The sequence below is a fragment of the Paenibacillus sp. SEL3 genome (genome assembly GCF_054602585.1).
The window spans coordinates 5,904,471-5,927,500 of sequence record NZ_CM137725.1; the positions used below are offsets into that span (position 1 = coordinate 5,904,471).

Genomic DNA, 23,030 nt, shown 5'->3' on the forward strand with positions numbered 1-23,030 from the left:
TGTACATTAACACCTGAATTGTAAAAACATTTTTGCTTTGCCACATCTTTGTGGGGAGGAAAGGGGTTTGATATGAATCGCATGGCTTTGGTTTTTCCTGGGCAAGGCTCTCAGTATGTAGGAATGGGGGCTACGTGGCATAGCGGCTTTGCAGAAGCGGATCGCTTGTTCGAAGAGGCTGCTGATATTTTGGGATATGATCTGAAAGCTTTATGCATGGCAGGTCCGATGACCCAGCTATCCAGAACATTCTATACTCAGCCCGCACTTCTCACGATCAGTGTCATTGCATTCCGGCGTTATATGCATGAAATCGGAATTATCCCTGAATTTTCAGCAGGTCATAGCCTGGGTGAATATTCAGCTCTGGTAAGTAGCGGTGTTCTATCCTTTAGCGACGCTTTACGACTGGTTCAAAAGCGAGGACGCATCATGGAAGAAGCCGCAGAGGCCGGTCTGGGCAGCATGATTGCCATTCGCGGAGCTGAGCCAGGCGCTGTGGAAGAATTCTGTCGTCTGCACTCCCCAATCGATCAGCCTGCTGTTATTGCTTGTTACAATTCGCCTAATCAGTATGTCATCTCTGGTCATCATACATCGATAGCTATGGTAGCTGACAAGTTAGAACAGCGGGGGGCCCAAATTACTCGCTTGCAGGTTAGTGGTCCTTTTCATAGTCCGCTTATGCAGCATGCTGCGGACAGGCTGACCATCGAGCTGCAAAAATACACTTTCCATGAAGCGCAGTGGCCCGTGATCTCCAATGTGACCGCTCTGCCATACCCCGATGTTGACAGCATCCGTCAAGGATTGATTTTGCAAATGACTCACCCGGTTCGCTGGATTCAAACCATGCAGTATATGGAGAATCATGGCGTAAAACAAGGCATCGAGTTAGGTCCACGAACGGTGCTGAAAAATTTGGCGAAGGAAATAAGCACTACCATTGAATTGCTGTCCGTGGATAGAGACTTGGATCGCGTTGAACTGGAACGCCGCTTCTCAATCCGTGATTGGGTTGCTCGTTCCCTTTCACTGGCGGTATCTACCCCCAATGCCAATTGGAATGAAGATGATTATCGAAAGGGTGTTATTTTACCTGTTCGAAGACTGGAAGAATTACTTCGAAGCTCTGAATCAGGGAGCGGTTCACCTCCTGCTTTTGAGCAAAGACAGGAGATTTTGGAGTGTATTCGCCTGGTGTTGCAAACCAAACAGGTCTCCGAAGGAGAGCAGAAAGTAATGCTAGAGCAATTGAGGAGGGATCAGGATGGAACAGTTTCAAACTTTAATTGAAATCATTCAAGACCGTGCAAGCCGGGATGAGAACGGAATCACCTTTATTTCTGGTGATAAACAAGAGGAATACGTATCCTACTGTAAACTTCTGGAGCAAGCATCACAGGTACTTTATGAATTACAGGAAAAAGGGATACAACCTGGCGATGAGCTGATCATGCAGATCGACGACAATCATACCTTTGTAAATGTATTTTGGGGTTGCCTACTCGGTGGAATCGTTCCTGTTCCTATAAGCATAGGGAATAATGATGAGCATAAAATGAAATTGTTTAAAATCTGGAATACACTTTCCCGCCCTTATATGATTGCAGATGACAAGGTATTGGAACAGTTAGAAAAATACTCGCACCAGCACGAACTGCTGGATTCCTTTGAGCCCGTTAAAAAAGCGACTTTTTCAAGCCATATATTCGATTATTCCAATCAGAGTAAAGGTGTTGCCCATATACCCAAACCGGAGGATTTAGCTTTTATCCAATTTTCCTCAGGTTCTACAGGTGATCCTAAAGGAGTCATGCTGACGCATGAAAATTTGGTTTACAATATTCGGGATATCGCAAATCAAACGGGCATGAGCTCCAAGGATGCTTATTTGGGCTGGATGCCGCTTACGCATGACCTGGGATTGATCGCATTTCATTTAACCTGTGTGATCGCTAATGCCAAGCAGTTGATTATGCCAACGGCACTTTTTATCAGACGCCCGTCTTTATGGCTAAAAAAAGTATCGGAGCATAAGGTGACTCAAATATGCTCTCCCAATTTTGGGTATAAATTTTTTCTCGATCAGTATAAACCCGAAACAGCAGCTAACTGGGATTTGTCAAGTGTCCGTATGATCTTAAATGGAGCGGAGCCCGTATCTGTGGAGCTTTGTGATGTGTTTATGGATGCAATGAGTGTTCACGGTTTGAATAAAAATGCGATGTTTCCTGTCTACGGATTGGCAGAGGCGAGTGTGGGAGTTTCCTCTCCACCTCTGGACAAAAGCACCTTTATACCCATTCATTTGAACCGGCAGCAGTTACACGTGGGTGAACCCATAGAAGAAGTGGACAAGTCCGACAAGCGGTGTCTTACTTTTGTGGATTTGGGGTATCCGTTGGCCAGTACCTCTGTCCGCATTTGCGATGAAAAAAATCAGGTGCTTGAAGATGGGGTGATTGGACACACACAGATCCGCGGCAAAAATGTGACATCCGGATATTATAACAATCCAGAGGCTACCGCGAAGGTCAAAACAGAGGATGGCTGGCTTATCACCGGCGATTTAGGGTTTATGCGGAACGGTCGCCTGACTATTACTGGTAGAGCCAAGGATATCATTTTCGTGAACGGACAGAATGTCTACCCGCATGACATCGAGAGGATTGCCGAGGAACTGGATGGTGTGGATCTCGGAAAAGTAGCCGTGTGCGGTGTACATGATACGCAAACGAGGCAGGATCGTATTATTGCCTTTGTGATGCACACGAAAAAGATAGAGCATTTTGTACCGCTTGTCCAAAAGCTGAAAAGTCATCTAAATTACCGGGGAGGTTGGCATATTCAGGATGTGGTTCCGATCCGGCGTATTCCTAAAACAACCAGTGGAAAGGTTCAGCGCTTCAAATTAGCCCAGAGTTATGAGCAGGGCGAATTTGATGAAATATTGACAGCACTGGCCGAGGCTACTCGAGTCATGCAAGCAGCTGAGCGTGTAGTCTTACCTCAAGGAGAGATAGAACAGAAGCTGATTGGAATCTGCCAGGATATTTTAAATGTAAAGTCGATCGGGACGGACGACAGCTACTTTGATATCGGAGTGACTTCCTTGCAGCTCGTTCAAATTGTGGACCGGTTGGAGGATCAATTAGGGATTCATATTGAGGTGACGGACTTCTTTTCCTATCCGACCATCGCCAAGCTTGCTGCATATATCTCTAGTCAGGGCATGAGCAGCGACCCGGCTGCAACAGCACAGTCCGAGGCCAAGGAGGAAGCGAATGTCCGGGATATCGCCATCATCGGCATGTCAGGCAAGTTTCCTCAAGCGGAAACATTAGAGCAGTTTTGGGCGAATGTGGCATCAGGGGCTGACAATATCGGCCCGTACAGCGACGAAAGAAGAAAAGATGCCGAAGATTTCATTTCCCGTCTGAATACGGAAGGACGGAATATGCAAATTGCAGAAGGCGGCTATCTGGATGAAGTAGACAAGTTCGATTACTCCTTCTTTAAGCTGACTCCACGGGAAGCCTCACTCATGGACCCGAATCAACGGTTATTTCTACAAACAGCCTGGAGCACGATTGAGGATGCGGGGTATGGGGGTAAGCAACTGGCAGGCCAAAAGGTCGGCGTGTATGTCGGCTTCTCCAAAACCAGCTTCGAATACGAGCGTTTGTTGTCTGAGGTGGAACCAGGCGCGCTGCCGAACTTTGCCATTGGTAATTTATCATCCATTATTTCCAGCAGGATTGCATATTTGCTCGATCTAAAAGGTCCGGCGCTAACAATTGATACAGCATGCTCTTCATCCCTCGTGGCAGTGCATTTGGCCTGCAAGTCCATCCTTAGCGGAGACTGCGACATGGCCTTGGCAGGAGGAGTGAAGACGATTTTACTGCCGCTGAAAGCGGGCATTGGCATGGAATCCTCCGATGATCGAGCACGCGCCTTCGACGACCAGTCGGACGGAACGGGCTGGGGTGAAGGAGTTGGAGCCGTTTTACTGAAGCCGCTGCACAAAGCCGAACAAGACGGTGACAACATTTTAGCTGTGATCAAGGGAAGTGCCATCAATCAGGACGGCAGCACGATTGGTGTTTCCGCGCCGAATGCGCTGGCTCAGGCAGAAGTGATTTCGCAGGCGTGGCGCGATGCACGGATTGATCCTGAAACGATAAGTTATATCGAAGCACATGGCACCGGCACCAAGCTGGGCGATCCGGTTGAGATTGACGGCATTACCAAGGCTTTCCGCAAGCATACACAGCGTAAGCAGTTTGTGGCGATCAGCACGGTCAAAACGAATATCGGTCATTTATACGAAGCCGCTGGGATTGCGGGCTTGATCAAATCCGTATTGTCCATGAAGCACCAACAGATTGCACCGCTCGTTCATTTTCGCACACCAAACCAAAAGATCCATTTTGAGGAATCCCCGGTATATGCCAATACGAAGCTTAGGGAATGGAAGACGGACGGTTTTCCGAGAAGAAGCGGGCTGAGTTCCTTTGGATTCAGCGGGACAAACTGCCATGTGGTGCTGGAGGAATATATAGCGAAGACGGAATCAGACCAAGCCTCAACGGACAGCAACAATAGATCATCACCACTGCTGCTGACCCTGTCAGCGCGGAGTGAATCCGCTTTGCACGAGCTGGTCGGGCGGTACGCAGAACGGTTCGGACGTGCGGAAGAACTCGTGATGCAGGATGTATGCTATACGGCTAACACAGGCAGAAGTCACCTGAATCACCGGATTGCTGTGACTGCCGCAGGGGCGGATGCGTTGAAGGCGAAGGTGATTCAGTTACACGAACAAGGTAGAGTCGTCGAAGGTGTATACACCGGGAAAGCAGATAACAAAGGTGGCGCAGAGAGGGTCACTGGAAGCTTGGACACGTTGCAATCACTGGAGCAACTGGCTGCCAAGTATGTGCAAGGAGCGCAGATCGATTGGAATGCCCTCTATGCAGGTAAGCACTATAAAAAGGTTTCTCTGCCTACGTATCCATTCGAACGGAAAAGATGTTGGATTAACGTACCCGAACAGATTCGAACGGAACAGAAGGTACCAGTTCATGAAAACTCAAAAGCAAAGGAGTCTGGAATTATGGGGAACGAGTATTCAGCGCTAGCATCTGCTACCGATCAGCACAAATCATCTATTCTTCAAAAGTTAGCAAAAATGATCGGTAACGTGTCCCAACTCAGTCTGGAGGAACTGGAGCCACAAACACATTTTCTGGAGCTTGGGCTGGATTCCATTAATTTGTCCCAGGTTCGCCACAGTATCAAGGATACCTTCGGACTGGACATTCCAATGAACGAATTTTTCGAATCGTTGACCACGCTGGAGCTGTTGGCCAGCTACGTAGCCGAGCGGGTGAGCATTTTCACTTCTGCTGAAACCCCGGTTCAATCTGTAGAAAATCGTCCAGAAACAACTCTGAATCAGGTTGATCACGCAGCTTTCCCGCTAACCCAACCGTCTCATGAATCCGCTGTTCCGGCTGCGGCATCCGTTTATGCCATAGACACGGCTGGACAAACACGGGCTCAAAGCTTTCCAATCGCTACAGCTCCTGCGGCTGTAGAGCGAATTTTGGAGCAACAGCTACATCTGATGTCACAGCAGCTTGATGTTCTCCGGCATCAGCCATCTGCATCCGTAATAGCTTCCGAGCCATTTAACCCGGAAACGGGCGTTTTGCTACCGGCAAGTAGTGAAAGTGCGCAGATCATCCGTACCGAATCCAAGCAGAAAGTCGCGGCTGCATTAGCACCAGCACCATCCGTAAAGGCTGTTTTCAAGCAGACAGGCAATGAAGCCAAGCCGTATACGCCTTATAAAAAGCTGGATGTTAAAGCACGTGAATTGCTTTCGCTCCGTCAGGAACAACACCTACAAGAACTGATTGAACGCTACACGGCCCGTACGCGTAACACCAAACAGTACACCCAGCAGTATCGCTCCGTATACGCCAATAACCGCAATGTGGCTGGTTTCCGGCCTGTTTTGAAGGAAATGGTGTATCAAATTGTATCCCAACGCGCCGATGGTTCAAAAATTTGGGATCTGGACGGCAATGAATATGTCGACTTGACGATGGGCTTTGGTGTGAATCTGTTCGGACACAATCCAGCCTTTATTCGTGAAGAAATTGAAGAAGAGCTGAAGAACGGCATGTGTGTCGGCCCCATGTCCAACATGGCCGGACAGGTCGCCGAGCGAATATGCAAGATGACCGGCGTGGAACGGATTGCCCTGTATAATTCCGGCACGGAAGCCGTCATGGTCGCGCTCCGTTTGGCACGTGCTGCCACTGGACGAGCTAAAGTCGTCATTTTTGCTGGCTCGTATCACGGTACATTCGACGGGGTGCTGGCACTGGGGAGCGCGGGTGATGACAAGGAGCATTCGACACCTCTAGCTCCAGGTATCTTGCAGCATATGGTGGACGATGTCGTCGTGCTTCATTATGGGGCGGACGATTCTCTGGATTATATCCGCACCCATGCGCATGAACTGGCCGCGGTTATCGTGGAGCCGGTACAAAGCCGCCGACCAGATTTTCAGCCTAAAGCCTTTTTGCAGGAAATTCGCCAGATAACGGAGCAGTCGGGTACTGCCTTCATTTTTGATGAAGTCATCACAGGCTTCCGGATTCAGCCCGGAGGAGCCCAAGCGTGGTTTGGGGTACAAGCCGACCTCGTGACCTACGGTAAAATCATTGGCGGCGGGCTGCCCATCGGCATCGTAGCCGGAAAAGCCGCCTTTATGAACGGGATCGACGGAGGCACGTGGAGCTTCGGGGATGATTCCTATCCGCAGCATGAGCAGCAGCGAACCTTTGTGGCAGGAACCTTCTGCCATCATCCGCTGGCAATGGCTGCATCCTTAGCGGTGCTGGATCATTTGGAGAAGCATGGCGAGCAACTGCAAAATCGCTTGAACAGCCGCACCTCGGCGTTAGCTGCGGAGCTGAACAGCTATTTCACTGACGAACGCGTACCTATGAAGGTCGTTCACTTTGGCTCCCTATTCCGCTTCGTGCTCAAAGGCGATCTGGAGCTGTTCTTCTATCACATGCTGGACAAAGGCATCTATATCTGGGAGGGACGAAACTGCTTCTTGTCCACGGCCCATACCGAGGAAGATATTGCGCGAATCGTACAAGCGGTCAAGGATAGCGTGAACGAGCTGCGTAAAGGGGGATTTTTACCGGACCCGCCCCCGAATGGAAACGGCCCGGGGCCGGGAAAGCAACCTGTACCTGTAACCGTACCTCCAGAGGCTGAAGCAGCAGAAACAGTTATTGCGTTAACTCCAGAGCAAAAGCAGCTTTGGTTCGCTTCTGTTTCAGATCGAAGTGACTCTCAATCTTTACACGAAACCGCCTTGTTGCGGTTTCGTGGTCCACTTCAGCAGCAGGCGTTCAACCAAGCTGTCCAGACCATTGTAAACCGTCATGAAGCCTTACATATCTTTATGAGCGGCGATGGGGAAACTCAGGTGTTCGCTCCTGTGATGAAAGCGGAAATCCCGCTTCATGATTTTACCAGTTATCGCCTAGATGAACAGGAACAACATATTCGGGCATGGATGATCAAGGACAGTGAAACCCCATTTGCCATGACGCCAGGCGAGCCATTATTCCGAATTCATCTGCTGAAAATATCGGATGAAGAGCATCTGGGTGTTTTTACGTTTCATCATTTTATCGCAGATGGCTGGTCAATCAGTGTATTCATTCAGGAACTGGAACACATCTATTCTGCGCTTGTTCGACATGCTGCCTACAACCTTCCCGATCCAGTACCTTTTCGGAATTACGTTGTTTGGCAGCAGGATCAATTGAAAGCCGGGAAAGATGAGGCCCTAGCTTTTTGGTCAGCGATGCTAGATAAACAGCAGCCTGTCCTCCATTTGCCATCTCCGGTGAGGGGAATACAGATTCCGTCTTCCAGAGGAAGCAGACATACCGTAATGCTCGAAGCGCCGCTCGTTAAACAATTGAGATCCGCCAGTATAAAGCTAGGCAGCAGTCTTTTTATAACGCTGCTATCCGCCTTTCAGATTTTTCTACATCGGCTGACAGGGCAGCAGGAAGTAACGGTGGGGGTTCCCACCGCTGGACAATCCCATATGGACGCCTTCTCTCTGATCGGCAACTGTGTCAACTTGCTTCCGATGATCAGCGAAGTGCGTCCTGATGCTACTTTTACGGAGCATGTCCAAACAGTCAAAAAGCGCATGAATGAACTGGATAGCTTCCAAAAGTACAGCTTTGCCGGACTCGCTCAGCTGGGGCTGAGGCATTTGCCTGTCATTAACGCTGTATTCAATATGGATCGACCGATTCCGCGTTTTCAATTCCATGAACTGGAAGTGGAACTCATTGAGAATGAGGTATCATTCAGCAAATACGAGTTGTTTTTGAACGTGACAGAGGCGCTGCAACAATTACGTCTTGATTTCGACTACAATTCGGATCTTTTTCAGCCAAACATTATCGAAGCCTGGTCAGGATATTTCCTGAATTTGCTGTATTCCATTGTAGAGGAAGAAGGGGCTCGCGTTTCCGCGCTGACTTTACTCCGTGCGTCGGAGAACGAACAACTTCGAACTGCATGGGCAGCAAATACCGACGCCAAGGGAAACTATCTTTGCGTCCTCGATGCCTACAAGCATTTGGCACCTGTTGGGACAGCAGGGGAGGTGTATCAAGCCTCAGTAGCAGGCCTGTTGGGAACGACCCGAGAATGGGCTTACGTAGAAAACGATGGCAAGCTGCGGCATATTGGCAATTTGAATCGGACTATCCACATTCGCGGACATCGGGTTAATTTGGGGCAGTTGGAGAAACACCTGCTGCAAACTTTCCGATTGGAGTCCTGCGTCATTACACCGCAAACGGACGAAGCTGGAAAAGTCTCATATATAACCGTCTATGTGGTCGCAAACGCATCGAAGCCATGGGAAGAAGACGCACTGAAAAAGGCTGCAATCGAAATTCTTCCAGATTATACGCAGCCCCGTTTTTGGATTCCTATGGATCATATTCCTCTTCTGCCGGATGGTCAGCCTGATCTACAGGCTTTGCCAGAGCCGGGACAAGCAAGTGTATTGACTAAAACAGACACCGCTCCTGAGAACCACAGCGTAGAAGATCAACTCGTGAACATTTGGATGGACGTTCTGAATGTAACAGATATCAGCGATGACGATAACTTTTTTCAACTGGGTGGTGATTCACTAAAAGCGACGGTCATTCTGTCGAGAGTCAATAAGGAATTGGGTGTACACATTCCACTCAGCCACATTTTTGAGCTGCAAACGATTGCTGAGCTGGCTACATATATTGCGGGTGGAACAAAGAAGACCTACGAACCGATTGTATCTGTGAAATCGCAAGCCTTCTATCCGGTATCTTCTTCCCAAAAGAGAATGTACGTGCTGGATCAGCTGGGAGGTGGAAAGGCCTATCATGTACCCGGTCAGCTTTTCATAGAGGGAGATCTGGAGGTTCCCCGCTTCATTGAAGCCGTTAGGGAAGTTATTTTGCGTCATGAATCCTTTAGGACGTATTTCGATCTGGAAGACGGGGAAGTGGTACAAAAAGTTCGGGACACGATTCCATTCGACATTCCATATACCCGTATTTCCAAGGAAGAAGCAAAACAGGCTCGGACCTTGTTTGTTCAGCCTTTTCATCTGGGAACAGCTCCTTTATTCCGCGCCGAACTGTACGAATTTATCGAAGGTGGCTTCAATCTGCTAGTGGATATGCATCACATCGTGTCCGATGGTTTCTCCATGGCCGTGCTGCTAGATGAAATCATTCAACGGTATCAGGGCAGACAGCTTGCGAACATTCAGCTTCATTACAAAGACTTTGTTGCTTGGCAGAAGCAGCAGATCACTGACGACGCATTGCAAGCGCATGAATCATATTGGCTCCAGACCTTGAAGGGCGAGCTTCCTGTACTAAATATGCCTACGGACTTTTCGCGTCCACAAGCACAAAGCTTTGAAGGTGACAGCTTGACCGTCACCTTGGAATCCAAACTTACTAACACACTCTACAAATTGGCCCAAGATACCGAATCTACGATCTTTATGATACTTTTGGCGGCTTATAATATCCTGCTGGGCAAATATACTGGCCAAGAGGACATTATCGTGGGTACACCTGTTGCCGGAAGACGGCATGTGGATACGCAAGCGATGATTGGCATGTTCGTCAATACGCTGGTTCTTCGCAATCAGCCGCGATCTTTTTTAACGTTCCAATCCTTTTTGCAGGAGGTTAAGCAAAACTCGCTGCTGGCACTGGAGCATCAGGAATACCCGTTTGATGAGCTTGTAGACAGGCTGGAACTGGTGCGCGACCTAAGTCGAAACCCGGTGTTCGATACGATGTTCAGTTTGCAAAATGTCGGCACAGATGTTTTGGAAACAGGAGGCATTCGTTTTAAACCGGAAGAATTCAACGCGGGTATATCCAAGGTGGATTTTTCATTGCATGTGACCGAGGAAAAAGAATGTTTGTCCTTCACTTTGGAGTATGGCACAAAGCTGTTTAAACCGGAGACCATCCGACGGATGGGAGAGCATTTTGTGCGAATTTTGGAAACGGTGACGCAGGATGTCGGGGTGCGGTTGGCCGATATTACGATCGTATCTGATGAAGAGAAGCAATTACTGCTAACCGAATTTAATCATACCGTTGTACCTTTCCCGCACCATGAGACAGTTCACGGGCAGTTTGAAAAGCAGGTCGTACAGACGCCGGGTCATATAGCATTGGTGTTCGGAAATCAGCGTCTGACCTACCGGGACTTGAACGAACGTGCTAACTCACTGGCACGGATACTTCAAGCGCATGGCGTAGGACCCGATAAGCTAGTCGGCCTGATGGTGCAGCGTTCGGCGGAAATGATTATCGGTCTGCTCGCCGTGCTAAAAGCGGGTGGCGCTTATGTGCCTATCGATCCTGAATATCCGTCAGCCCGTATTGAGTATATGCTGAGTGACAGTGAGGCTGCCGTGCTCCTGACCAGTCGCGATCTGGTAGGAGAACACCATTACAGCGCCAACACCCTGTTTATCGAAGATGAGGAAGTATATCAAGGAGAAAGGACCAATCTGGAAGCCACTGCTCAGCCGGAGCATCTGGCTTACGTCATCTATACTTCTGGCTCAACCGGAAATCCGAAAGGAGTTATGCTCCAGCATCGCTCGGTGCTGAATTTTATTACAGGAATGCGTGAAGTGATCGACTTTGCAGCGAACAAAACGATTTTATCGCTAACCACTATTTCATTCGATATTTTCGTTTTGGAAGCGATTCTGCCGCTGCTAGGCGGAATGACCGTCGTGCTAGGCGACCGCCATCATCAGGTCGATCCTCAGGCACTTGGCGAACTGATTACTGCACATCACATTGACATGCTGCAAATGACGCCATCGCGGCTGCACATGCTGCTGAGTCATGAGGAAGGCTCCCGTGTGCTGCAAGGTGTACAGGAAATTATGGTTGGGGGAGAAGCGCTTCCACCTAGGCTGCTGGAGGCATTGCAGAAATTGAACGGCCCCCGTATTTATAACATGTACGGACCTACGGAAACGACGGTTTGGTCGGCAGTGCAGGAACTTACCCATGCCAATCAAATTGACATTGGACGCCCCATTGCGAATACGCACATTTATATCATGGATGCGCAGAACAGATTACAGCCAATTGGTATACCGGGCGAGCTATGCATTGCAGGGGAAGGGCTGGCCCGTGGCTATTGGAACCGCGAGGATTTGACGGCAGAGAAATTTGTGGATAATCCATTTTCAATAGGGACACGAATGTACAGAACGGGTGACCTCGCTCGCTGGAAAGCAGATGGAAATCTGGAGTTTATCGGCCGAATCGACCATCAGGTGAAAGTACGTGGATTCCGGATCGAACTGGGTGAGGTTGAAAATGCTTTGATGAGCCATTCTGCAATTCAAGAGGCTGTCGTCACTGTATATCAAAACAAAGAGCAAGAATCCGTCTTGTGTGCCTACATTGTATTGCATACAGAAGAAACACCAAGCTTAACGGTCATTCATGAACATGCCGCCAAGTTGCTCCCGTATTATTCGGTTCCGTCTTACTTCGTGTTTCTGGATCGGATACCGTTGACACCGAACGGAAAAACCGACCGAAAAGCATTGCCGGAGCCTGAAAAGCTATTCCGACCGGATGTGGCCTATGTAGCGCCGCGAAATGATGTGGAAGAAGCTTTGGCCGCCGTATGGCAAGATGTTTTGGGACGCGATCAGGTGGGCATTCAGGATAACTTTTTTCTGCTCGGAGGCGACTCGATTAAAGCAGTTCAAGTCATCGCACGCATGCGTCTCCACGGGTATTTGCTGGATATCCGACACGTACTGGAGCATCCGTCCATTGAAATCCTGAGCGGCTATGCAGAAACATTGTCCCGTCCGATAGAGCAAGGTCCGATAGATGGAGAAGTACCACTGACACCGATACAACGACATCTACTCGATGGGTTTGAACGGCATCCAGCATCCGAGGCACTTCCTGCCGCAATGTCGGTACTGCTGTTGGCAAAGTCGGGCTTTGACGAGCAGCCATTGCGAGCCGCATTGAAGAAAATCGTAGAGCACCACGATGCTCTGCGCCTTGGCTTATTACAGCAGGCTGACGAGTCGGTTACGCAAGCTCACAAAGGACTGCATGAACAGCTAATCACGCTGGAGGTACTGTCGCTTACGGGAACGGAAAGCGAAGCACGCAGCCAGATGGAAGCTGAATGTCAACGGATTCAAAGCAGCCTGCGGCTGTTTGAAGGACCACGAGTTCGGGCAGGGCTTTTCCGTCTGGATAGCGGAGATCATCTTTTCCTTGCTGTAGACCCACTAGTGGCTGACGCCATTTCATGGAATATTTTGCTCGAAGATCTGGCAACAGGCTACGGACAAGCTCTGGATGGGGAAACGATTGTTTTACCGGACAAAACGAACGCTTACCAAACGTGGGCAGAGCATCTTGAACATTATGCGAATAGTAAAGAGCTGCTCAAGGAGCAGGACTATTGGAACAAGATAGAGTTGTCAGAGTGGAGAACGCTTCCCAAAGACCATGAAGTCATTACGGATTCTGGATCGGAGAGACAAACACATCAGCTCCACCTGCAATTATCAACTGACGAAACCCAGCATCTGATGACACAGGTCAATCATGCCTATAATACCGTGCCGGAGGAAATACTGCTGTCCGTACTGGGGCAAACAGTGTCCGAATGGTCAGGACAAGAACGGATTGCACTATACGTGGAGAACCCTGGCCGAGAGCAGGCTGAAACAAATTCGCTGGATATCTCCAGAACGGTAGGGCAGTTTACGTCCGTGTATCCAGTTGTACTGGACATCAAATCTGCGGATGATATAGCGCTGTTGCTCAAGCGTGTGAAGGAAACGGTTCGGCAGGTTCCAAATCACGGATTGGGCTACGGTGCATTGAGATATCTGACCGAAGCCAGCAATCCAACGGATTCTAAACGTTTTCGTCATCCGGAAATTGGTTTCCGTTATATAGACTCCCCACACCCGGAATCGGTTTATTTTTCAATATCGCCGCTGCAAGCTGAAATTGGACCAGGTACCAAGGATGTGATTAATGGTTCATCTTGTGCTCTTTATATGGATAGCCGGTTGGAGGACGGAAAATTAAGTATCCGTATATCCTATGACAGGAATGCATATGAAGAGCGCACGGTCAAACAACTTTTCTCCCGCTTCGAAACACACCTGTTGAATACCATTCGTCATTGCCTTAATCAGTCCGGTCAGGAACTGACACCAACAGACGTAGGGGCAGATGATCTGGATTTGGAAGAGTTCGAAGAGATGAAGCATTTTTATGAAAGCCTATAAATATTCGATTGAGGGGGAAATCCGATGAGTAAAAGGCTTGAAATCGAAAAAGTGGCCAATTTAACGCCTTTGCAGGAGGGGATGCTCTTTCATACAGTGATGGAGCCGGAATCACAGGCGTACTATGAGCAAGTACGAATGATCATCCGGGGTGAACTGAACCTGGAGGCTCTGCAAAAGAGCTTCGAGACTCTGGTGCAGCGTCACGAAACGCTTCGTTCGAATATTTATCATAAAAGTGCTTCCCGTTCGCGGCTCATCGTGTTTAAGGAACGAAATCCAACGCTTCGTTATGAGAATCTGACGAATATTCCCGAGGCAGAGCAAGCAGAGGCCATTCGCAGCTACGCAGACGCAGACCGAAACCATCGTTACGATCTGAGCAAGGATTTGCTCATTCGTCTGGCTGTGCTTCAAACCCAAACGAACGCATATACGCTGCTTTTAAGCTTTCATCATATTATTATGGACGGCTGGTGCCTCGGCATCGTTATGGACGAGCTGTTCGCGGCTTATGAAGCACTGAAAGCAGGGAAGCCCGTACAACTGCCGACACCGCAGCCCTATACTGGCTATGCCCGCTGGCTGGATAAGCAGGATAAGGAGGCGGCGAAGGAATACTGGCGGTCCATCCTGAACGACTATGATCAGCCAGCTGTGCTGCCTACCCTACCTGTAGCCCATCCGCTCCAGCCAGATACCGGGTACTTGCTGCATGAGCATAAAATAACACTCACGGATGAAACAACCCGTCAATTACGGACGGTGGCTGAACGCAACGGAACAACCCTTAGCAGTCTGTTTCTGGCTGCATGGGGAGTGGTGCTTGGAGGATACAACCAAAGTGAAGACGTCGTCTTCGGCACCGTTGTTTCCGGTCGACCGCCGGAGCTTGAAGGTGTTGAACAGATGTTGGGACTTTTCATTAACACCATACCGGTACGAATCAAATTGGATGCAGATCTGCCATTCTCAGATCTGCTTCGCGAAGTGCAGCGCAGCGCGATTCAATCACGGGCATATGACTATTTCTCACTCGCTGAAATACAGTCCCAGTCAGCACTCAAGCAGCAACTCATGGACCATTTTGTTGTATTTGAAAACTACCCGCTGCAGGATATGGTTGGCCGGCCTGATCTGAAGGAACGACTTGGATTCGTCGTGGAGGACGCTCAGCTGTCCGAAGAAACACCTTACCACTTCAACATCGAAGTGGAGGACGGAAAAGCGCTGAGCTTTATGCTGTCCTACAACAACTATGTTTACAGCGATGAAGCGATGACACGGTTAGCTGGGCATTTGGAGCATGTTCTCCTCCAAATTGCACGTACACCAGAACTCCTGCTGGGGAACATTCGTCTGCTGACCGCTACAGAAGAGATGGAACTCACCAATGTATGGAGCGGGCCGATTACCGACTATCCTGCTGGAACGTTTCATGGAATATTTGAGGCGCAGGCAGAACGTATCCCGGAACAGACCGCCGTCATCTACGAAGACACCGCACTTACCTATCATGAGCTGAATGAGAAGGCTAATCTGCTTGCTCAAGCACTGCAAAACCGTGGGGGCAAGCGTGAGCATCTCGTCGCCGTGATGCTTGAGCGTTCAGCAGACATGATTATCGCTGTGTTAGGGATTATGAAGGCGGGAGCTGCCTACGTACCTGTCGATCCGACCTACCCGAAAGAAAGAATTGCTTACATGCTTCAGGACAGCGGAGCTACGATTATGCTCACGCAGTCTTCCTTGACTGAACTATTAGCCGATGTGGATTTTGCGGGGGAAGTGCTGGACTTGCCAGCGTTACTTCAACAGGCTTCACAAGCGGAGCATTCCCATCAACAAGCGCCTATCTACGCACCTATTCATGATCCCGAGGCTTTGGCCTACGTCATTTACACATCGGGAACGACGGGCAACGCCAAAGGCGTGATGATCGAGCATCGCCATTACGTAAATACGGCGTGGGGCTATAGAGAAGCTCACCAGTTAAAAGAGTTTCCCGTCAAGCTCCTTCAGATTGCCAGTATGTCGTTCGATGTCTTTGCCGGTGATCTGGCCAAGACATTCGTGAACGGAGGCACCATGGTCATTTGCCCACAGGATGTCCGCAACGATCCCCCAGCTTTGGCCCAGGTTCTCGAACAGCACGAAATTACGACGTTTGAAGTTCCACCAGCCTTGTTGACGCTGCTTATGGACTATGTATATGAACACGGTACAGATGTCAGCGCCATGAAGCTGCTTACTACAGGCGCGGACAGCTTTGGCGTTGAAAACTATCGGACGCTTTTGAATCGCTTCGGCGATACGATGCGCATCATGAATACCTACGGTGTAACCGAAGCGGCTATTGATTCCAGCTTTTATGAAGAAACAGCTGAACGTTTGCCTCCATCAGGTATCGTCCCGATTGGAAAGGCACTGCCGAATCATAAAGTATATATCGTGGATGAGGCTTTTCGTCCGCTCCCTGTCGGCGTAGCCGGGGAGTTGTGTTTGGGCGGCGCTTCTGTGGCCCGCGGTTATTTGAACCGTCCTGACCTGACGGCGGAGAAATTTGTACCGAATCCTTTTGTAAAGGGAGAGCGTCTGTACCGCACCGGAGATCTGGCACGCTGGCTGCCGGATGGCAACATTGATTTCATCGGTCGGATTGACTTTCAGGTGAAAATTCGTGGCTACCGCATCGAACCTGGTGAAATTGAGTCGGCCTTACTCCAATTGGATGAGGTACGCCAAGCGGTGGTCACGGATAGAACGGATAAAACCGGACAAAAGTATTTGTGCGCCTACGTAGCAGGTACAACCGACAAATCCTTCTTGCGGACAGAGCTTGCCAAGCAGTTGCCAAGCTATATGGTGCCCGCACATATTATCGTGCTGGATCAATTACCTTTGACCCATAACGGTAAAATTGATCGACGTGCGCTTCCAGAACCCGAAGATTTTGTGTTGACCGACGTCGAGTATGAAGCGCCGCAGAGCGAACTGGAGCAAACACTCGCTTCCATCTGGGAGGAAGTCATTGGCGTTAAGCCGATTGGTCTGCGCAACAACTTTTTCGAGCTTGGTGGCGATTCTATCAAAGCGTTGCAAATCGCAGCCCGATTAAACGCGAAGGGCCTCAAAATGGACATGAAGGATTTGTTCCGCCATCCGCAGATTGATTTGATTGCTCCTTATATAAAAAAAGTAATTCGGACCATCCCGCAGGGGGCGGTACAAGGTACAGTGGAGTTGACACCGATCCAATGGGAATTTTTTGAGCATCATCGTATAGAACGTCATCATTACAGTCAGGCTGTCATGCTCCAGAACCCCGAAAGATGGAACGAAACCTGGCTGCGAAGCGCCGTGGACAAGCTGACCATGCACCATGATGCCTTGCGCATTACCTTTGATGAACGTGAAAAAGAACCTGTCGCCTATAACAGAGGCACAGCCGAAGGTGAACACTTTACATTGGAAAGCTACGATTTTTCACATGCTGACCAGCCTGAGGAAGAAATCGCGCAGCTCACTGACGCGTTACAAAGCAGTTTTAATTTGCGTAACGGCCCGCTTGTACGTTTGGCTTTAATTCGGCTGCAGGAATCCGATCATTTGTTAATCGTCATTCATCATCTTGTCGTAGACAGTGTGTCGTGGAGAATCCTGCTGGAAGACTTGGAAACAACCTACCAACAGTTAGCTAACGGTGAAAAGCTACAGTTACCCGCCAAGACCGATTCCTACAAAGAATGGGCAGCACGTTTGTCCAAGTATGCACAAAGCGAGCTGGCGCGTCAGGAAATCAGCTATTGGAATACGGTAGAAGCTCGTGAAATACTTCCGCTGCCAAAAGATCATGAGGTTCCAGATAGCTTGATCCGTGACGTGCGCAAATCCGAAGTGACACTCAGCCGGGAAGAAAGCGAAAACCTGCTAAAACATGCGCACCATGCTTACAATACAGAAACAAATGATATTTTACTGACGGCGCTAGGACTGGCTTACCGGGAATGGAGCGGACATGCTGAAATTGCAGTCCAGGTGGAAAGTCATAGCAGGACGGAATTGATTAAAGACATTGACGTATCACGTACAGTTGGCAGGTTTACGTACGTGTATCCGTTGGTGGTAAATGTGAGCAAACCCGAAGATTTGGCCCATCAAATCAAGCTGGTTAAGGACAATTTGCGACGCGTACCCAACAAGGGTTTCGGCTATGGCATTTTACGCTACTTGACCGACAGGGAGCAGCAGAATAGGGTAACCTTTTTTTCTGCCAAGCCACCTGAGATAAGCTTTAGCTTTGACGGAGAAGCCAGAGAAGGTACGACATGGCGTACCTCGCCACTATCCACGTTTGCCGGTACTGAAATCAACCCTCTGACTAAAAAAGCGCCCAGCTTTGATATTCATTGTGCGGTGGCTGACGAAAGACTCCGCATTGTATTCGAATACAACGCACGTGAATATGAAGCATCGACGGTGGAGCGACTTACAGCCAGCTTTAAGAATCATCTGATCGAACTTATTCGCCATTGCTGTGCCAAGGATACAGCAGAACAAAGCCCGACGGATTTTACATATGGGCAATTGTCTCTGGACCAGTTTGAAAATATTGCAAATCGCTTGTCAAATAAGCTGTTAAACCACCAAGTGAAAATTAAAGATCTCTATCCGCTATCCCCGATGCAGGAGGGAATGCTATTTCATTCCATACTTGATGAAAAGTCAGAGGCTTATTTCGAACAAACGATTATTACCATTCATGAAGCTATGGATACCAACCTAATCAGCCGAAGCTTACAAAAGCTGATTGACCGATATGATATTTTCCGTACGGTATTCATGTATAAGGAGGCAGATCGTCCGCTTCAGGTTGTACTGGGGGAACGATTAGCTGCTCCTGTCCATACCGAAGATGTGCGTAGTTTACCGGATGCGGAAAAGCACAGACGACTTCAAGCCATTTTACAGGAAGAGCGGCAGAGAGGTTTTGATCTGGAAAAGGAGGTTCTCATCCGGTTAACGCTTGTACAGTGGGATGAGGACACCTCAAAGCTCATCTGGATCTCTCATCATATTGTTATGGACGGCTGGTGCCTGAGGACGGTAGCCAAAGATTTTTTTGATATTTACACATCGCTTCGGGACGATACTCCTTTAAAATTAGAGCCTGTCTATCCATTTAGCAACTTTATTCAGTGGTTGGAAAGACAAAATAAAGAGGAAGCAGCAGCATACTGGAAACAATATGTGGCTGATTTTGAAAATGAAACCGTCGTGCCCGGCTATACCCGCTCCGTTGATTCTTCGTTTCAGGCAGAGCAGCTCATATGCACATGGGGGGAGCGGCTGACCCAAGACATGGAGCAAATGGCCAAGCAAAACCGTGTCACCGTCAGCACCTTATTTCAAACCGTTTGGGGCTTATTACTACAAACGTACAACAACAGTAAGGACGTCATTTTCGGGTCTGTTGTGTCGGGCAGACCTGATGAAATCCCCGGTATTGAAAATATGGTCGGATTATTCATTAATACCATTCCCTTACGTATTAAAAGCTCCGCTGAACTGCGGTTTTCCGACTTGCTTACGTCTATACAGGATTCCTTAATGGAGTCCAATCGGTATTCCTATTTTTCCTTGGCTGATATTCAAGCCCATAGTGTACTAAAACAAAACCTGATCCAGCATATTGTCGCCTTTGAAAACTTTCCCGTTTCGGAAGAACTTACTGGATTAGAAAAAAAAACCAAAGCACTCCGTGTTGGTGAAGTAGAGGATATTGAACAGACGAATTATGATTTGAATGTAATCGTCATGCCTGGGCGCGAGCTGGAAATCAAATTTAGCTATAACGCGCTGACGTATAACAAAAATGCGATCAAACAATTGGCTGCTCACCTCATCCAAATGATGGAGCAAGTTATTCAAAACCCAAATATCCGGGTTTCGGAGATTGATCTATTGACAGCGGAGGAAAAACAGCAGCTCTTATTTGATTTTAACGATACACGGAGACCGTATCCATCGGACCACACCATACATCACGTATTTGAAGAACAGGCTGAGAAAACACCGGATGCAGTAGCTATTGTATTTGAAAATCGTGAGCTAACCTACCGCGAATTAAATAAAAAAGCTAATCAGCTGGCCTCGAAGCTGCAGAAACTGGGTGTTGCGCCGGATACCATCGTAGGCATTTTGACTAAACGTTCACCAGAAATGATTATCGGTATTCTTGGTATTTTGAAGGCGGGTGGAGCCTACTTGCCATTGGAGCCTTCTTATCCGCAGGAACGGATTATGTTTATGCTTCAGGATAGCGGTAGCGAAATTCTGCTAACCCTATCCGACAAGGGAAAACAGATGCACACTTTCGATTTTTCCGGTACAGTTCTGGATCTGGCCGACATCAGCTCCGACGACTCCGACGACTTCATTTTTTCCGAATCGACAACGGCAGACGATCTGGCCTATGTCATGTATACATCTGGCTCAACTGGACGTCCCAAAGGTGTCATGATTGAACATCGGAATGTCATACGGCTGGTGAAGAACACCAATTACGTACCATTTGCCGAGAACGAACGCATTTTGCTGACCGGGGCGCTCGTGTTCGATGCCTGTACCTTTGAAATTTGGGGAGCATTGCTGAACGGATTGCGTTTGTACATTGTACCGGAATCCATAATCTTGGATGCTGTTCAGCTTGGTGAAGCGCTGGATCGATATCATATTACAACGATGTGGCTGACATCGCCCTTGTTTAACCAACTCACACAGCATAAACCAGATCTCTTTGCTTCTCTAAAGCACTTGCTGGTGGGCGGGGATGTGCTTTTACCTGGGATCATTAATACGGTTAGAGCACATTCTCCGGGACTGAACGTTATCAACGTCTATGGCCCCACAGAAAACACAACATTCTCTACTTATTTCCCGATTGATAAGGAATATAACCGCATTCCTATTGGTCGCCCAATTGGCAATTCAACTGTTTATATTTTGGACTCTTCAAGCAGGCTGCTGCCTACTGGTGCTCAAGGGGAAATTTGTGTTGGTGGGGATGGTCTGGCGCGCGGCTATCTAAACAGGGATGATCTGACCCAGCTAAATTTTGTCCCTAATCCATTCATTCTGGGCGAAAAAATATATCGGACAGGTGATTTGGGCAGATGGCTACCGGACGGCAATCTGGAGTATCTCGGACGGATAGACCAGCAGGTTAAAATCCGCGGATATCGTATTGAACCCGGCGAAATTGAAACCCAGCTCATGAAACATGATGCAGTTCGGGAGGCGCACGTAGCGGTAAAAAGCACGAAGGATGGTCAAAAAACGCTCTGTGCTTATATCTCAACCGACGTACCGCTATCCAAGAGTGATATGAAGACCCATTTGATTGGCCAGTTGCCGGATTATATGATTCCTGCCCAGTATGTGTTCCTGCCGGCGTTTCCCCTGACAACGAACGGTAAAATCGACCGCCAAGCATTGCCTGAGCCAGAAATGACCAGCGGTTCCGATATGGAATACGTTGCTCCAAGAAATGAAGTGGAACAACAGTTGGCGAACCTGTGGCAAGCGGTGCTTGGCGTTGAAAAGGTCGGCATTGACGACGGCTTTTTCGAGCTTGGAGGTCATTCATTGAAGGCCATTCAACTGGTATCGAAAGTACATGAATCGAACATTCCGCTGGATATACATCAATTGCTTCAATATCAGACAATAAGAAGTTTGTCTGATCTTTTACAACGTGTTGAAGAGGGCGGAGTGAACGCGGATACGCTCATTGCGAAAGCTCAGGAGGTTGAGCGGGCTATTACAGAAGCGTTTGGTGTACAGATCTTTCTTCAGACTGTTTCCACCGATAATCAAAACTATTTGTTCCTGCAAGTGGAGCCTTTTCACGTAGAACAAGTTCAGGCAATCTCAGAATTTATCCAATCTCATATCCATCCAGACCTGCACCCGCATTATATCGTCCGCTGGGGAACCGACGAACCAGATAGAATTCTCGGAGCTATACCGACAAACGAAGAACAAGAAACCTTACTTAAACAACAGGCCGATGTATGGCTTGCCAGCATTGCTGAGTTAAATACTGAGTGGAATACCAATATACTAAGTCTGAATGCTATTGGGCGCTATCCGCTTGCACCAGCTCAGCATTACCATTTGCAATATTTTACAGGCTCGGGTATGGCTGTGCAGTTAGATAGCTACTTGAACACCGAGCGTTTGACCGTAACGATTCAGCGGCTTATTGAACGCCATGAATTGCTAAGAAGCGTACTTGTTCAATCATCCGGAGCATGGGAATGGGAGTTGCGTCCAGTTCCAGAGCATTTTTCTTTACCGACTGTTGATCTCTCCGGTCAGCCGGTACAAGCACAACGCAGGCTTCTTTCTTCCATTGCTTCTAAGTTATTTTTAGAACCTTATAAACTTACACAGTCGCTGCAGTACCGGATCGTCCTGATTCGCTTAAATTTGCGGGAACATCTGCTATTGCTCCCTTGCTCGCACATCATTTTTGATGCTACGAGCAGCGACATCCTGCGCAGACAACTCCTTGATGAATATCATCGTCCGCAGCAGACGGCACATGCGACAGAAGAGGTGCAATACCGGGAATATGTAAACCATATCCGCCAAGGCCCTCAAGGAATCGGGGATCAGGAAATCAGCGAGCAATTCAAACTCCAAACGTTTGGTGAGAATAATGATCGTATCCATGTGCTGACCGAAGAACGCAACTATGCGGACACTACCAGATATCGTTGGGAGCTGAATTTAAGCGACATTTCAGAGCAGCACGGCGCTGCGAATATGTGGGATATTTCGCTTCAAATGGCTGTACGTTTTTTCAGCAGCTATTTCCAACTCTCTGATGTTCCGCTTTGGATTACTAATTATGGAAGACAATATGGCGACCGGAACTATTTTGGAACCGTAGGCGAGTGTATTGATCATATACCCGTTGTGCTGCAGGAAGATGACTCTGAATCCTATGAAAAGAGTATCCATACCCACCTGGACTTTGCTTCACGCTATCATTTGAACTTTTTCAATCTGA

The 23,030-nt window shown here is 48.5% G+C and carries 3 protein-coding genes (1 of these 3 only partly in view); all 3 read left to right on the forward strand.

Annotated elements, in window-relative coordinates:
- Positions 1-72 precede the first annotated feature (72 nt).
- Tightly spaced (at most 24 nt apart), the 3 genes in view from fabD to ACYCS5_RS27260 form a layout consistent with a single transcriptional unit that may run on beyond the window.
- Entirely contained in the window at positions 73-1,296 is a 1,224-nt protein-coding gene (fabD, locus tag ACYCS5_RS27250) for an ACP S-malonyltransferase (RefSeq protein ID WP_165150825.1), read from the forward strand.
- Positions 1,271-13,951: a non-ribosomal peptide synthetase/type I polyketide synthase gene (locus ACYCS5_RS27255; RefSeq protein ID WP_459760448.1), complete on the forward strand. Its 12,681-nt coding sequence runs from the start codon at positions 1,271-1,273 to the stop codon at positions 13,949-13,951. Before fabD ends, ACYCS5_RS27255 begins: the two co-directional genes overlap by 26 nt.
- A gap of 24 nt (positions 13,952-13,975) precedes the next feature.
- Positions 13,976-23,030 carry the 5' portion of an amino acid adenylation domain-containing protein gene (locus ACYCS5_RS27260; RefSeq protein ID WP_459760449.1) on the forward strand. It continues 308 nt past the right edge of the window, so 9,055 of the gene's 9,363 nt are visible here — the first part of the coding sequence; it begins with the start codon at positions 13,976-13,978; the stop codon falls past the right edge of the window.

Coding starts and splice junctions, on each gene's coding strand:
- fabD (WP_165150825.1), top strand. CDS start 73: ATGAATCGCATGGCTTTGGTTTTTCCTGGGCAAGGCTCTCAGTATGTA.
- ACYCS5_RS27255 (WP_459760448.1), top strand. CDS start 1,271: ATGGAACAGTTTCAAACTTTAATTGAAATCATTCAAGACCGTGCAAGC.